The organism is Curtobacterium sp. 1544 (genome assembly GCF_040544915.1).
Classification (GTDB): Bacteria; Actinomycetota; Actinomycetes; order Actinomycetales; family Microbacteriaceae; genus Curtobacterium; species Curtobacterium pusillum_C.
Map to the genome: position 1 here is coordinate 95,707 of NZ_JBEPKX010000009.1, position 13,427 is coordinate 109,133.

Sequence of the window (13,427 nt, forward strand, 5' to 3'; positions counted from 1 at the left end):
CCCCATGACCATCGTGACCCCCGAACCGAAGCCCTTCGGACGTTCACGGGTGTACACCCCGAACTGGACCGACGAGACCACTGACGCCGACTACGAAGACCTCGAGGTCATCGCGGCGAACATCGAACGTGAGCGTGCAGCGGCACGACGCCGGGTCGAAGCACGGATCGCCGCCCGGCTCGCTCGCTGACCGGGCGGGATCCGTACCGCACGCGTCACTCGGTGGTCACGTCGATGAGCACCTTCCCGACCGTGTCGGACTCGACGGCGTCGTGCGCGGAAGCCGTCTCCTCGAGCGTGAACCGCACGAGCGGTAGTCCCGCGTCCTCGCCGACCGGCAGGACCCCGTCGCGCAGGGCTGAGGTGACGTCCTCGGCGGCTGCGTGCAGGGCGTCGTCGCCGATCGTGTAGAGCAGCAGGAACTGGTAGCGGGCGTTCACGCTCATGTTCGGACGGATCGGCAGCGTGGCCTCGTCACCGCCGTTGTTCGCGTAGATCGACACCACACCGTGGTTCGCCAGCACGTCAGCGACGAGCCCGGCGTTCTGCGGGATGGACACCTCGACGACGATGTCGACGCCGTCCGGGGCGATGTCACGGATGCGGGCCGAAGCGTCCTCCGACCGGTAGTTCACCGTGTGGTGGGCGCCCGCCGCGGTCGCGAGGGCGGCCTTCGCGTCGGAGCTGATGGTCGTGATCACCGTCGCGCCGGCCCATCGGGCGAGCTGGATCGCGGCGTGGCCGACGGCACCGGCACCACCGGCGACCAGGACGGTCTTCCCGTCGAGGGCGCCCGGGCCGAGGCGCGACGGCCCCTGCTCGTGCGTCGTGAGGGCTCGGTGCGCGGTCATCGCCGGCACACCGAGCGAGGCACCGACGTCGAAGCCGGTGCCCTCCGGCAACCGGACCGCACGGGTGGAGGGAACGACCGTGTACTCCTGCGCCGTGCCGGTCGGGCGGCTCGCGGCGGCCATGTACAGCCAGACGCGGTCGCCGACGGACAGTTCCTCGACGCCGTCGCCGAGCGCGTCCACCACGCCGGCGCCGTCCTGGTTCGGGGTGATCTCGGGGAACGGCAGTCCGTCGCCGTAGGTGCCACCGGCGCGGGCCTTCCAGTCGGTCGGGTTCACGCCGGAGACGACGACCCGGACGCGGACCTCGCCGGGGCCGGGCTCGGGGAGCGGGCGTTCCTCGAGGGTCAGGACGGACGAGTCACCGGGCTTCGTGTAGACGACTGATCGCATGTCCCCAGGCAACCACGGTGGTGGTGCGGGGATTCCGGGTGCGTTCAGGTCCACGCGCCCACCGCATCCAGTGAACAGGAATCGTCGGTTCACGTCCGGCGACCCGACGATTCCTGCTCACCGAGTGACCGCGCGGGGCCGCCGCGCGCCGGGCGCCGGGCGCCGGGCGCCGGGCGCTCAGCGCGTCCGGGCGTCGTACTCGTCGCGCGACACCGCGACGTCGTCCATGTGCGAGGTCGCCCAGTCCTCGAGTGGCGCGAGCACCTCGCGCAGGGAACGGCCGCGATCGGTCAGCTCGTACTCGACGTGCGGCGGGATCTCGGGGAAGACCGTGCGCGTGACGAGTCCGTCGCGTTCGAGTGCTCGGAGTGTCTGCGTGAGCATCTTCTGCGACACGCCCTGCACCCGGGTGGCGATCGCCGAGTAGCGTGCCGGACCGTCGGCCAGGGTGCCGATCGTCAGGACGCTCCACCGGTCGCCGATGCGGTCGAGCAGTTGCCGCGAGGGACACTCGGCGGCGTAGGGGCTGTACTCGAGTGCTGACACGACGACCTCCGTTACGCACCGTGAGGTGCCTACTTACTAAAAGAGAGTAACGCTTGTACGGTGAGTGTCAACGTTCCATGAAAGGAAGCTCCATGACCAGCATCGTCGTCTTCGGTGGCACCGGCTACGCCGGCTCCGCCATCACCCGCGAGGCCCTGTCCCGCGGCATCGCCGTCACCGCCGTCGCCCGCGACACCTCCAAGCTCGAGGCCGCCGAGGGGCTCACCCTCGCGCAGGGCGACGCCTTCGACGCCGACTTCGTCGCCGAGGTCACGAAGGGCGCCGACGTCATCGTCGTCGCCCTGCACGCGGTGCAGGCGGACGGCAGCGAGCTCAAGGACCGGTTCCAGCCGTTCGTCGACGCAGCCGCCGCCGCGGGGGCCCGGCTCGGCATCGTCGGTGGCGCCGGCTCGCTGCTCGTCGCCGAGGGTGGCCCGCGCCTGTTCGACTCGGCCGAGTTCCCGGACGCGTTCAAGGGCGAGGCGAAGAGCCACGCGCAGATCCTCGACGCCCTCCGCGCGAGCGACACCGAGGTCGACTGGTTCTACGTGAGCCCGGCGGCGGCCTTCGGTGGCTACAACCCCGGCGAGCGTCGCGGCACCTACCGCACCACGGACGAGGTCCTGCTCACCGACGCCGACGGCAACTCGGACATCTCCGGCGAGGACTACGCGCTGGCCTTCGTCGACGAGATCGCGTCGCCGGCGCACCACCGCGCGCGCTTCGGCGTCGCGTACTGACGCACTGCCCTTCGCAAGACACCGGTGTTCACGCAGCGCACCGCGGGATTCCGCGGTGTCGAGTGTGGGCACCGGTGTTTTGCATGCCCCCACCCCCAACGGGCGGACTGGAGGCGCGGGGCGGGCCCGCCACGTGCCTCCAGGCCGTCAGCGGTGACCGACGATCGACGGGACGGGCATGTGGTGCCGCATCCGGACCGCCAGGTGGAGCCCGCCCCGGCGGGCGAGCACCAGGCCGACGACGGCCGCCGCGGCGGCGGGTACGCCTCCGGCGACGACCATGCCGACGTGGGCGCCGAAGTGGTCGACGATCTGCCCCATGAGCGGGCCGCCGATCGCCTGGCCACCGAGCAGCACGAGGACGTAGAGCGACATCACGCGGCCGCGGATCGCCACGTTCGAGGACAGCTGGACGAGTGAGTTCGACGCCGTCTGGAAGAGCAGCTGGGACATCCCGACGGCGACCAGCGCGACGGTGAACGGCGCGATCGCGGGGATCGAGCCGGAGACGACGAGCAGGATCCCGGTCCAGAACACCCCGCCGACGATGGTGCGGAGCCGAACGGTCGCGCGCCGGGTGGAGAGCAGCGCCCCGACGAGTGCCCCGATCGCGACGGCGGAGTTGAACACGCCGTAGCCGCCGGCGCCGACGTCGTAGACCTTCGACGCGAAGGCCGAGAGCAGCACCGGCATCGTCAACGCGAAGACCGAGAAGAACGCCACGAGGATCACGGGCACGATGATGGTCGGCTTCCGGACGGCGTAGCGGAGACCCTCCACGAGCTGGCCCTTGCCGCGCGGCGCCGGGGGTGTGCGGTGCAGTTCCGAGACCTTCAGGAACCCGAGCGTCACGACGACGGCCACGCAGGCGATCGCGTTCACGCCGAAGGACCACCCGGCCCCGACCGCGACGAGCAGGGCACCCGAGAGTGCCGGACCGATCATCCCGCCGAGCTGGAACACCGACGAGTTCACGCTGATGGCGTTCCGGAGGTGCTCGTGGCCGACGATCTCGGTGACGAACACCTGCCGCGCCGGGTTGTCGATCACGGTGACCATGCCGACGAGGAACGCGATCGCCCAGATGTGCCACGCCTGCACGACGCCGGTCAGGGTCAGCACGGCGAGCAGCGCGGACAGCACCGCGAACGAGCCCTGCGTGATCATCATCAGCGCGCGCTTCGAGAACCGGTCGACGAGCACGCCGCCGAGGAGCCCGAACAGCAGCATCGGCGCGAACTGGCACGCGACCGTGATGCCGACCTGCGCGACCGACCCGGTCAGCTGCAGGACGAGCCAGTCCTGCGCGATCCGCTGCATCCAGCCGGCGGTCATGGCGACGAGGTTCGTGGCGGTGAAGAGCCGGAAGTTCGGCACCGACAGGGCGATGAGGGTGTGGCGCCACGGCGGTCGGGTGGCCTGGATCGGGAGCGGTTCGGTGGGCGGGGGGAGGGTCGTCGATGACGCGCTCACGGTGGGGGATCTCCGGACGTCGGCTGCGGAACTGGTACCCCATCGAAACTACGTGCTCGCGGGTCATTCGATACCCCTATCGTGGCTATCAGTCCATTGCGATGTCGAATGAACGGGGTGCGCCGTGCTCGATCCGGTCCTGCTGCAGACCTTCCTGGCCGTCGCCGAGACGGGCAGCTTCACGCAGGCCGGAGCCCGGCTCGGGATCAGCCAGCCGACAGTCTCCCAGCACGTGCGACGACTCGAGACGGCGGTGGCACGGACCCTCGTCGCACGGGACACCCGGGGCGTGGCGCTCACCGACAACGGGGACGCGATGGCCGGGTTCGCGCGGACGATCCTCGCGGCGCACGCCACCGCCGACGCGTACTTCTCGGGAGCGGCGACCCGCGGGCGGCTCCGGTTCGGGGCGGCGGACGACCTCGCGATCACGCAGCTGCCGCGCATCCTCCGGGACTTCCGACGCCTGCACCCGCAGGTGAACCTCGAGCTGACGGTGAACCAGTCCTCGCCGTTGCTCCGCCGGGTGCACGCCGGGCAGCTCGACCTCGTGTTCATCAAGCAGACCGCGGGGGAGTCCGCCGAGGGCACCCGCGTCGCCACCGACCAGATGGTGTGGATGGCGCAGGACGGCATCGCGCTCGAGCCCGGGGAGCCCGTGCCGCTCATCGCGTACCAGGCGCCGAGCATCAGCCGGCAGATGGCGATCGACGCCCTCGAGGCCGCGGGGCGCACCTGGCGGATCACCTGCAACACCCGCGACGTGAACGGCGTGCTCGCGGCGGTGCGGGCGGGGATCGGGGTCGCGGTGTTCCCGCACTCGCTCATCCCGGCGGACCTGGTGAAGGTGTCGCAGCGGCTCGGGTTGCCGGACCTGCCGGCCGTCGACTACGTCCTCATCGCGAACCCGACCGTGCAGCGGGAACCGATCGACGCCCTGACGAACGCGATCCTGTCGCGCGGGGTCGTCCGCGCGGTGTGAGGGAGTGGGCGACGGTCGTCGAGTCGGTCGTCGAGTGAGCAGGAATCGTCGGGTCGAGGGCGCGCACCCCACGTTTTCTGCTCACCGAACGACGGCGCCCGGCGCGCTACGGAACGAGCGTCGGGGTCGCGCCCGTGCCGGTGAGATCGGGGAGCGTCACGCCGGCGAGCGGCAGCACCGCCGAGGCGACCGCCCACAGCAGCACGAGCGTGCCGACACCGCCGAGCACCGCCCCGAGCAGCGCGATCGGCCGCTGCCACGTGGCCGCGCGGTTCCGCAGCGTCACGATCGAGAGCACCAGCGCGAGCACACCGAGCACCAAGCCGACACCGTGCACGGTCGCGGGAGCGAGGAACCACCAGGCCGCGAGTCCGAGCGTCGCCAGACCGGCGACGGCGCCGAGGACGGCACCCGGCGTGGCCCCGACGAGCGGCTTGCGGACGCGCACCGGGTCAGCCTGGAGGCGCGGCTCGCCTCCGTCGGCGTCGGTCGCCTCGGCGGGTGGTGCGGTGGTCTCGGACTCCGGTGCCGGTGCGGGAGCGGAGGACGGGGCGGCGGTCGGTGCCGAGGCGGGCGGCGCGATCACGGCGTCGAACGACCGGGTGGGCGTCGGAGCCGACGCCGGAGCCGGGAGCGGGGCCTGCTGGCGGGCGAAGCGGGCGGGCGTCCGGTAGCCGATCGGGCCGGTTGGAGCGGGTTCGGTGCCCTCGACCACGACGTGCTCCAGACCGGGGACGGAGAACCGCGGTTGCCCGACGACGGGGACCGCGGGCACGACCGGCGCCGGAGGAGCTGCGTCGATCGGCGACACCGGCGCGGGCGCGAGCAGGGCCTGCTCGAACGGGACCGTGTGCACCGCCGGCGAGGTCGGGGCCGGCGGGAGCAGGTCCTCCTGCGGCGGGTAGTCGGGCACCACGATGTCGGCGTCGTCGTCGGGCGCGGATGCGGGCGGCACGGTGGGCAGCGTGCTGCCGGGGCCGACCGTCTCGGGGGCAGGGGCCGACGCGACGGGGGTGGGGCGTGCCTCCAGGCCGTCGCCCTCCGGCGGTGCCGTGACCCAGGCCGGGACCGCGCGACGCGGTCGCTCGTCGTCCGGCATGCGATGCGATGCCACTGCGGCTCCCTCCGTAGGCTGATCCATCGTCAGTTCTAACGGCAACCCGTGCGCCCGGCGCAGCCCCAGTTCCGGGGTCGCCGGTACGGTCGAGTCATGACCGGAATCGAACACCGTCCGCTCGGGCCGTCAGGGCTCGTCGTCTCCACCGTCGGCATCGGCTGCAACAACTTCGGCCGACCCGGTACGTTCACCGAGTCGCAGGAGGGCACGGACGCCGTCGTCCGAGCCGCCCTCGACGCCGGTGTGACCCTCTTCGACACGGCGGACGTCTACGGCGGCCGGCCCGGCCTGTCCGAGGAGATGCTCGGCAAGTCGATCGCCGGGCGTCGCGACGAGGTCGTCCTCGCCACGAAGTTCGGCATGGACATGCAGGGTGCGAACGGGCCCGACTGGGGTGTCCGCGGCTCCCGGCGGTACGTGCGGCTCGCCGTCGAGTCGTCGCTCAAGCGCCTCGGGACCGACTGGATCGACCTGTACCAGATGCACCGGCCGGACGACGTGACCTCCATCGAGGAGACCCTGTCCGTGCTCGACGACCTCGTCCGTGAGGGCAAGATCCGCTACATCGGCCACTCGAACTTCGCCGGGTGGCAGATCGCCGAGGCCGAGCTCACCGCCTCGATCGCCGGCACCACGGCCTTCGTGTCCGCGCAGAACGAGTACAGCCCGCTCGCCCGCTCGGTGGAGGACGAGGTCCTGCCCGCCGTGCGTGCCTACGCGCTCGGGTTCCTGCCGTACTTCCCGCTGTACAACGGCCTGCTCACCGGCAAGTACACGAAGGACGGCGGCCCCGCGGACGGCCGACTGACGAAGGCGAAGCCGCAGCTGCTGGCCGACGCGCCGTGGGGGATCGTCGAGGAGTTCCAGCGGTTCTGCGACGAGCGCGAGGTCACGATGCTGCAGGCGACGTTCGCGTGGTTGCTGGCGCAGCCCGGGCTGTCGAGCGTCATCGCGGGGGCGACGAAGCCCGAGCAGATCGTGCAGAACGCCGAGGCGGGCACGGCGTGGGCGCCGTCGGAGGACGACATCGCCGAGATGACGGTGATCTTCGACGGCGCCTGAACGTGCGGGGGCCGGGCGCGCGGCGCTCGCGCGCGGCGAGTCTCGGTGTACGCGACACTTCTCGCGCTCCAACGCGCGAGAAGTGTCGCGTGGCCCGAGTCTCGGCTGGCCGCGGCCGGCCGGGACCTACTGGTCGCGGTAGCGCTTGGCCTCGGCGAGCTTTCCCCGCAGCTCGTCGGCGGTGAACCGGGCGACGTACCCGGGGGTGTCCCGCTGGATGCGCCAGCCCTCGGCGAGCGGGCCCGCGTCGACGACGTCGAACCCGAACTCGTCGATGAGGTCCGCCACCACGGCCTTGGCCGCGTCGTCGTCACCCGCCACCACGAGGGCCCGGCGATCCGGGGTGCCCGTCGGGGTCGCGTGGCCGGTGAGGTCCGCGGCACCGATGTGGTTGAACGCCTTCACGACGCGGGCGCCGGGCAGGTGGTCCTGCAGCAGCTCGGCGGTGGTCGTGGTCTCGTCGTCGAGGGCCTGGATGTGCCCGTCGCGCTGCGGGTAGTAGTTGTTCGTGTCGATCACGACCTTGCCCACGAGCGGCTCGACCGGGATCGTCGCGATCGCGGCGAGCGGGGTCGTGACGACGACGATCTCGCCCGCGGCGGCTGCCTCGTCGCGGGTCGCCGCCCGCGCGCCGTCGCCGAGTTCCGCGACGAGGTCCGTCAGGGTCTCCGGGCCGCGTGAGTTCGCGATCACCACCTGGTGGCCGTGCTGCACCGCGAGTCGTGCGAGCTGGGATCCGATGTTGCCTGCGCCGATGATGCCGATGGTTGTCATGGGATCCATGCAACGCCGACCGGTCCGACGCATTCCCCGGTTGCCGTCACGCGAGGTCGCACGGGTGCATGATGGCGGCATGGACCACGAGTTCCGGCACGAGGCAGACCAGGACCGCTACGCGATGTACGTCGGCGGCGAACTCGTGAGCGTCCTCGACCACCGCGAGAACGGCGACGCGATCGCCTTCCCGCACACCTACACGGTGCCCGAGCACCGCGGGCACGGGTACGCCGCCGAACTCGTCGACTTCGCGGTCGCGGACGTCGAGGCGAACTCCACGAGGCGCATCGTCCCGATGTGCTGGTTCGTCGGCAAGTGGTTCGACGAGCACCCCGAGAAGGCAGACCTGCTCAGCCGCGGCGCTGCGGACTGAGCCGAACCGGAAGGCCCCGCCCATGCCGACGATCACCCCGTTCCTCTGGTACGACGACCAGGCCGAGCAGGCGGCGGAGTACTACGTCGCGCTGTTCCCCGACAGCAGCATCGACAGCGTGAGCAAGACCCCCGACGGGCAGACGCTCGTCGTGGAGTTCACGCTCCTCGGCCAGCCGTACCGGGCGATGAACGGCGGACCCGGGCACGAGCACACCGATGCCGTGTCGTTCCAGGTCGACGTCGACGACCAGCCGGAGCTCGACCGCATCTGGGACGCCCTGCTCGCCGACGGTGGACGGCCGTCGATGTGCGGGTGGCTCTTCGACCGCTGGGGTGTCGCGTGGCAGGTCACCCCGTCGATGATGGGCGACCTCATGACCGGCTCGGGCGACCCCGAGGCGAACGCCCGCGTCTTCCAGGCCATGATGCAGATGCAGAAGCTCGACATCCCTGCGCTGCAGGCCGCGGCGGCGGGTCGCTGACCCCCGGCGAACCGTACCCGCCGGTATGGTGGCGGGACCGAACACCGCCGGTCGGCACCGGCACAGCAACGAACAGGCCCTGACAGGCTGGAGGCCCGGCGATGAGCAGCCCGAAGCCCGACGTCCGCAACAGCGACATCGGGCGTGCCTACACGGAGCTCGCCCGCATCACCCGTCGTGCGAGCATCCGAGCCCGTGGGTCGGAGTCCATCCTCAGCGTCGTCGACCAGTCCCTCGTCGACTTCGTGGTGCAGCACCCCGGGTGCATGGCCATCGACATCGCCCGGTACCTGCGGCTCAACCGGTCGACGATCTCGCGGCAGCTCTCCGGACTCCTCGCCGCCGGGCTCATCCGGACCACGGACGGCGGCACGGGCAACGCGAAGCCGCTCGGCGTCACCGACGAGGGCCGCGCGGCACTCGAACGGTCCGTCCAGCTGCACCGCGACGCCCTCGACGAACGACTCGCGGGCTGGTCCGACGACGACATCGCGCTGCTCGCCGGCCTGCTCGAACGCCTCGGCGCCGCCGACGAGGCGGGTCTGCCCGTCCCCGGGCGCACCGCACCGTGACGACCTCGTTCGTCCTGCTCTCCGACACACACCTGCCGAAGCGGGCGAAGGACCTGCCCGAGCCGCTCTGGGCGGACGTCGACGCCGCCGACCTCGTCGTGCACGCGGGCGACTGGGTGGACCTCGCGACGCTCGATGCCGTACAGGGCCGGTCGCGCCGGTTCGAGGGCGTCCGGGGGAACAACGACGGGCCCGAGTTCGACGACCGTCTGCCGCTCGTCGCGCGCTTCGCCGTCGAGGACCTCCGCTTCGCCCTCGTGCACGAGACCGGTGCGGCGACCGGCCGGGAGCGTCGGATGACCGCGGAGTTCCCCGACGTCGACGTGCTCGTGTTCGGCCACTCGCACATCCCGTGGGACACCGTGGCGCCGTCCGGGCTCCGCCTGCTCAACCCCGGTTCGCCGACTGATCGCCGGCGCCAGCCGGACCACACGTGGATGCGCGGCACGGTCGACGGGCACGACCTGACCGTCGAGCTGGTGCGGCTGTCGCCGCCGGCTCGCTGACGCGACCCCGTTCCGGACTGGCCCGACCCGCGAAAGCGACAGTCTGCCGCCGAACGGTGGCGGGATTGTGTCGCCTTGGCGGGGTGGTCGGCGTGCGTCGGCGTGACGGTGTCGCTTTCGCAGTGTGGTGACGGTCTGACGGACTGGAGGCGCGTGGCGGCCCCGCCCCGTGCCTCCAGACCGGTGCTGGTCGCGAAAGCGACTGTCTGCCGCCGAAGGGTGGCGGGATTGTGTCGCCTTGGCGGGGTGGTCGGCGTGCGTCGGCGTGACGGTGTCGCTTTCGCAGTGTGGTGACGGTCTGACGGTCTGACGGACTGGAGGCGCGTGGCGGCCCCGCCCCGTGCCTCCAGTCCGTTCCGCACCACCTTCCGGGCGTGGGCCGGGTTTCGTCCGTACGGACTGTTCTCGCGTTCAGGCCGGGGCTCGCGCCGGCGCGAGCAGGGGCATGCGGAAGAAGGCCAGCTCCCACTCGGTGCTGCGGCGGAACGCCCGGGTCATCGCGCCGCGCTCGGCGGGTGTCGCAGCGGTCGCGAGCTGCTCGACACGGGCGGTCGCGGCGGCCGAGGCCTCCGCGAAGCCCGGATCGCCGTACGCCCCGATCCAGTCCGCGAACGGGTGGTCCGCGGGCACGGCGCCGAGCTGCGTGCCGACCCAGGCGTAGACCCGGAAGCACGGCAGCACCGCTGCGGCGAGGACTCCGACCGACCCGGTGTCGGCGGCCGCCTGCAGGTGCGCGAGGTACCCGGCACAGGTCGGGTGGACCGGGTCGTCGGCGTGCGTGCCGGCGAGGCGTCGGTGGTGGAGGTCGCGGGCCTCGTCGGCGCAGCCCTCGGCGGACGCCGCCCAGAACGCCGCGGTGTCGCCCGTCGACCACGACGCGAGCTGCGACAGGTGCCGCTCGTACGCCCGCAGGTAGTGCACGTCCTGCGCGAGGTAGCCGGCGAAGACGTCGGTGTCGAGGGTTCCGTCCCGCAGGCCGACCAGGAACGGGCAGTCGATCGTCTCCTGCAGCACGCCGGCGACGTCGGTCCACCAGTGGTCCGTCCACGAGGGCGCGGGCAGGGCGTCCCGGACGACGGCGCCGTGGTCGATCGGTCCGTTGCCGGTCCCGACGTGCAGTGCGTCGGCGCTCCGGAGGGCAGCGGTCAGCCAGGTCTTGGCCGTCCCGATCGCGAGCTCCCAGTCGCCGTCGCGCGCTGCGAGCGTCGCGATCGCGCTCGACAGCGAGCAACCGGTGCCGTGCGTGTTCGTCGTCGCGACACGTGGGCCGGGGAACGTCCGCGCGGTGCCGTCGGGCGAGACGAGGACGTCGTCGGAGGTGTCGCCGTCGTCGTGGCCGCCCTTCGCGAGCACGAGGACGTCCCAGGTCCGGGCGACGATCCGTGCCGTCGCCGTCGGCGAGCTGCCGGGTTCGGTTCCGGCGAGCGTCGCGAGGGCGTCGAGTTCCGGCCGGTTCGGCGTCACCAGGTCGGCCAGCTCGAGCAGGTGGGACACCGCGCGGGTGGCGTCCTCGTCGAGCAGTCGGTCGCCGCTCGTGGCCACCATCACGGGGTCGACCACGACCACGGGCGGGCGATGCTCGCGGAGCCACGCCGTCACGGTGCGGACGACGTCGGCGGTGCCGAGCATGCCGATCTTCACCGCGTCGATCGTCACGTCGTCGGACACCGCGTCGAGCTGCTCGCGGAGGAACCCGACGTCAGGGACGTGCACCGATCGCACGCCGTGGGTGTTCTGCGCGACGAGCGCCGTCACGACCCCCATCCCGTAGCCGTCGTGCGCCGCGATCGACTTCAGGTCGGCCTGCAGTCCAGCGCCGCCGGTCGGATCGGTGCCCGCGATGCTCAGGACACGGGGGACCGTCGGCCGTGCGGCGGTCACGATGCGCTCCAGGCCGACACGTACGCGGCGGCGGCCGAACCGGGATCGGCGGCCGCACAGATGCCGGACACCACGGCGACACCGGCTGCCCCGGCGGCGCGCAGGGGCACGACGTCGTCGAGCGTCACGCCACCGATCGCGACGCACGGGACGTCGGTCGCGGCTGCGAGCCGGGCGAACCCGTCGTGACCGAGCGCCGGCGGGTGGTCCGCCTTCGTCGAGGTGGGGTGCACGACCCCGACCCCGAGCAGGTCGACCGTGCCGCGGGGGAGCCGGGCGACCGCAGCGAGGTGCTCCGGCGTGTTCGCGGTCAGGCCGACGTGGGCGTCCGCGCCGAGCAGGGCCCGGGCGACCTCGACCGGGACGTCGGACTGGCCGAGGTGCACCCCGGCGACCCTGTGGCCGGCGTGACGAGCGGCGAGGGCGACGTCGAGCCGGTCGTCGACCACGACGGTCGCCCGGTCGCCCACGGCGTCGGCCACCGCGGAGGTCAGGGCGAGCAGGTCGCGCGCGGAGGCGTCCTTGTCGCGGACCTGCACGATCCGCACGCCGCCGTGCACCGCGGCACGGACCACACCGAGGACACCGATGCCGTGCCGGTCGGACAACGCGCCGTCGGTGACGAGGTAGACACCGACGTCCGTGCCGGTCACGCGGAGACCCCGACCGTCTCGGGTGCCTGCTCCACCGTGATCCGGGCCTCGCGGACGACGTCCTCCGGGCTGAGCGACGCCAGCCGGTCGAGGAAGTGCGGCTGGAACGTGCCCGGCCCGCCGGCGTCCCGCGCCGCGAGCTCGGCGGCGATCGTGTGCACCGCGGTGGCGGCGACCGCAGCCGCTCCGGCGTCGTCGGGGGAGACCGCGGTGAACGCGGCGACGACCGCTCCCAGCGCGCACCCGCCGCCGGTGATCCGGGTCAGCAGTTCGGTGCCGTTCGCGACCCGCACCGATCCGATGCCGGGCGCGACCAGCAGGTCGACGGGACCCGACACGGCGACCGCAGCCACGCGCCTCCCGTCCGGGTCGGGACCGGCCACGGCGGCGACCGCAGCGTCCCGCGCGTCGTCGGTGCCCACCGTGCTGTCGACCCCGCGCCCACCGGCGGACGCACCGAGCACGGCGAGGACCTCGGAGGCGTTGCCGCGGAGCACCGTCGGACCGAGCGCCAGCAGGTCGCGGGCGAGCGCGGTCCGCACCGGGAGCGAGCCGACCGCCACCGGGTCGAGCACCCAGGGCGTGCCGGCGTCGACGGCTGCCGAGGCGGCCTCGAGCGACGCGGCCCGGGGCTCGGCGTGCGGGGTGCCGGTGTTCACCAGCAGTGCGTCGGCGACCCGGGCGAACGGCCCGGCCTCGGTGACGACGTCGACCATCGCGGCCGAGGCGCCGAGGGCCAGCAGCACGTTCGCGGTGACGTTCTGCACCACCGTGTTCGTGATGCAGTGCACCAGCGGGCCCCGGGCACGGACGGCCTCGAGCAGTTCGGCGGTTCGGTGGGCCCAGGACGGTTCGGGCGCAGCGGTTTCCATGGACGATCCCTTCGCGAGTACGAGCTCGAGCAGGTTCGACGGGTGTGATCTCAGCCGCTGGTTGCGGCACCCCGTGTCTCGGACGACACCGTACACGACGAGCTCCCGACGTCTCCGGTCACATGCGCGGTGCCGTGTGACAGGC

16 protein-coding genes and 1 riboswitch are annotated in these 13,427 nt (G+C 72.5%); of the genes, 8 read left to right on the forward strand and 8 right to left on the reverse strand.

Translation table 11 applies throughout. The features are described 5' to 3' along the window. Window positions 1-4: 4 nt before the first annotated feature. The gene (locus ABIC61_RS07805) at window positions 5-190 is read left to right on the forward strand and encodes a hypothetical protein (RefSeq protein ID WP_354029458.1); all 186 of its coding nucleotides are present in this window, start codon (window positions 5-7) and stop codon (window positions 188-190) included. Window positions 191-215: 25 nt separating this feature from the next. Here the strand turns inward: ABIC61_RS07805 and ABIC61_RS07810 are convergent, their stop codons facing one another. Together ABIC61_RS07810 and ABIC61_RS07815 are read right to left on the reverse strand one after the other, a co-directional pair. Further along, window positions 216-1,244 (reverse strand): NADPH:quinone reductase, encoded by a 1,029-nt coding sequence (locus ABIC61_RS07810; protein WP_354029459.1) that lies wholly within the window; start codon window positions 1,242-1,244, stop codon window positions 216-218. Between the two features lie 177 nt (window positions 1,245-1,421). Beyond that, a complete protein-coding gene (locus ABIC61_RS07815; RefSeq protein WP_354029460.1) occupies window positions 1,422-1,790 on the reverse strand; it encodes a winged helix-turn-helix transcriptional regulator in 369 nt (122 codons plus the stop codon). Between the two features lie 92 nt (window positions 1,791-1,882). On the opposite strand from ABIC61_RS07815, the gene ABIC61_RS07820 reads away from it, so the two are divergent. Then, window positions 1,883-2,530 (forward strand): NAD(P)-dependent oxidoreductase, encoded by a 648-nt coding sequence (locus ABIC61_RS07820; RefSeq protein ID WP_354029461.1) that lies wholly within the window; start codon window positions 1,883-1,885, stop codon window positions 2,528-2,530. A gap of 147 nt (window positions 2,531-2,677) precedes the next feature. Here ABIC61_RS07820 and ABIC61_RS07825 read toward each other — a convergent pair whose 3' ends face one another. Further along, on the reverse strand, window positions 2,678-4,003 hold the full coding sequence (locus ABIC61_RS07825; RefSeq protein WP_354029462.1) for an MFS transporter: 1,326 nt from the start codon (window positions 4,001-4,003) through the stop codon (window positions 2,678-2,680). Between the two features lie 124 nt (window positions 4,004-4,127). Here ABIC61_RS07825 and ABIC61_RS07830 point away from each other — a divergent pair, with 124 nt between their 5' ends. Beyond that, complete coding sequence (locus ABIC61_RS07830; RefSeq protein ID WP_079238798.1) at window positions 4,128-4,985, forward strand: LysR substrate-binding domain-containing protein; 858 nt, start codon at window positions 4,128-4,130, stop codon at window positions 4,983-4,985. Window positions 4,986-5,091: 106 nt separating this feature from the next. Here ABIC61_RS07830 and ABIC61_RS07835 read toward each other — a convergent pair whose 3' ends face one another. Further along, window positions 5,092-6,099 carry a hypothetical protein gene (locus tag ABIC61_RS07835; RefSeq protein WP_354029463.1) on the reverse strand — a complete coding sequence of 336 codons (1,008 nt, stop codon included), beginning with the start codon at window positions 6,097-6,099 and terminating at the stop codon, window positions 5,092-5,094. A 96-nt stretch (window positions 6,100-6,195) separates the two neighbouring features. On the opposite strand from ABIC61_RS07835, the gene ABIC61_RS07840 reads away from it, so the two are divergent. Beyond that, complete coding sequence (locus ABIC61_RS07840; protein ID WP_354029464.1) at window positions 6,196-7,164, forward strand: aldo/keto reductase; 969 nt, start codon at window positions 6,196-6,198, stop codon at window positions 7,162-7,164. A gap of 126 nt (window positions 7,165-7,290) precedes the next feature. Here ABIC61_RS07840 and ABIC61_RS07845 read toward each other — a convergent pair whose 3' ends face one another. After that, entirely contained in the window at window positions 7,291-7,938 is a 648-nt protein-coding gene (locus ABIC61_RS07845) for an NADPH-dependent F420 reductase (protein WP_354029465.1), read from the reverse strand. A gap of 79 nt (window positions 7,939-8,017) precedes the next feature. Here ABIC61_RS07845 and ABIC61_RS07850 point away from each other — a divergent pair, with 79 nt between their 5' ends. From ABIC61_RS07850 to ABIC61_RS07865, 4 genes are all read left to right on the forward strand, one after another. Beyond that, window positions 8,018-8,314, forward strand: coding sequence for a GNAT family N-acetyltransferase (locus ABIC61_RS07850; RefSeq protein WP_354029466.1), 297 nt, complete (start codon window positions 8,018-8,020; stop codon window positions 8,312-8,314). Window positions 8,315-8,336: 22 nt separating this feature from the next. Next, window positions 8,337-8,798 carry a VOC family protein gene (locus ABIC61_RS07855; protein WP_354029467.1) on the forward strand — a complete coding sequence of 154 codons (462 nt, stop codon included), beginning with the start codon at window positions 8,337-8,339 and terminating at the stop codon, window positions 8,796-8,798. A 101-nt stretch (window positions 8,799-8,899) separates the two neighbouring features. After that, window positions 8,900-9,370 (forward strand): MarR family winged helix-turn-helix transcriptional regulator, encoded by a 471-nt coding sequence (locus tag ABIC61_RS07860; protein ID WP_354029468.1) that lies wholly within the window; start codon window positions 8,900-8,902, stop codon window positions 9,368-9,370. Next, window positions 9,367-9,876, forward strand: a complete 510-nt coding sequence (locus ABIC61_RS07865; RefSeq protein ID WP_354029469.1) for a metallophosphoesterase family protein — start codon at window positions 9,367-9,369, stop codon at window positions 9,874-9,876. The genes ABIC61_RS07860 and ABIC61_RS07865 overlap by 4 nt, the downstream gene beginning before the upstream one ends. A 411-nt stretch (window positions 9,877-10,287) precedes the next feature. Here ABIC61_RS07865 and thiD read toward each other — a convergent pair whose 3' ends face one another. The 3 genes from thiD to thiM all read right to left on the reverse strand — a co-directional run bounded on the left by thiD (window position 10,288) and on the right by thiM (window position 13,282). Then, entirely contained in the window at window positions 10,288-11,757 is a 1,470-nt protein-coding gene (gene thiD, locus ABIC61_RS07870; protein WP_354029470.1) for a bifunctional hydroxymethylpyrimidine kinase/phosphomethylpyrimidine kinase, read from the reverse strand. Then, entirely contained in the window at window positions 11,754-12,410 is a 657-nt protein-coding gene (thiE, locus tag ABIC61_RS07875) for a thiamine phosphate synthase (RefSeq protein WP_354029471.1), read from the reverse strand. The genes thiD and thiE overlap by 4 nt, the downstream gene beginning before the upstream one ends. Then, entirely contained in the window at window positions 12,407-13,282 is an 876-nt protein-coding gene (gene thiM, locus ABIC61_RS07880; RefSeq protein ID WP_354029472.1) for a hydroxyethylthiazole kinase, read from the reverse strand. The genes thiE and thiM overlap by 4 nt, the downstream gene beginning before the upstream one ends. After that, a riboswitch (TPP riboswitch) is annotated at window positions 13,271-13,366 on the reverse strand. (Overlaps the previous gene by 12 nt.) Between the last annotated feature and the right edge of the window lie 61 nt (window positions 13,367-13,427).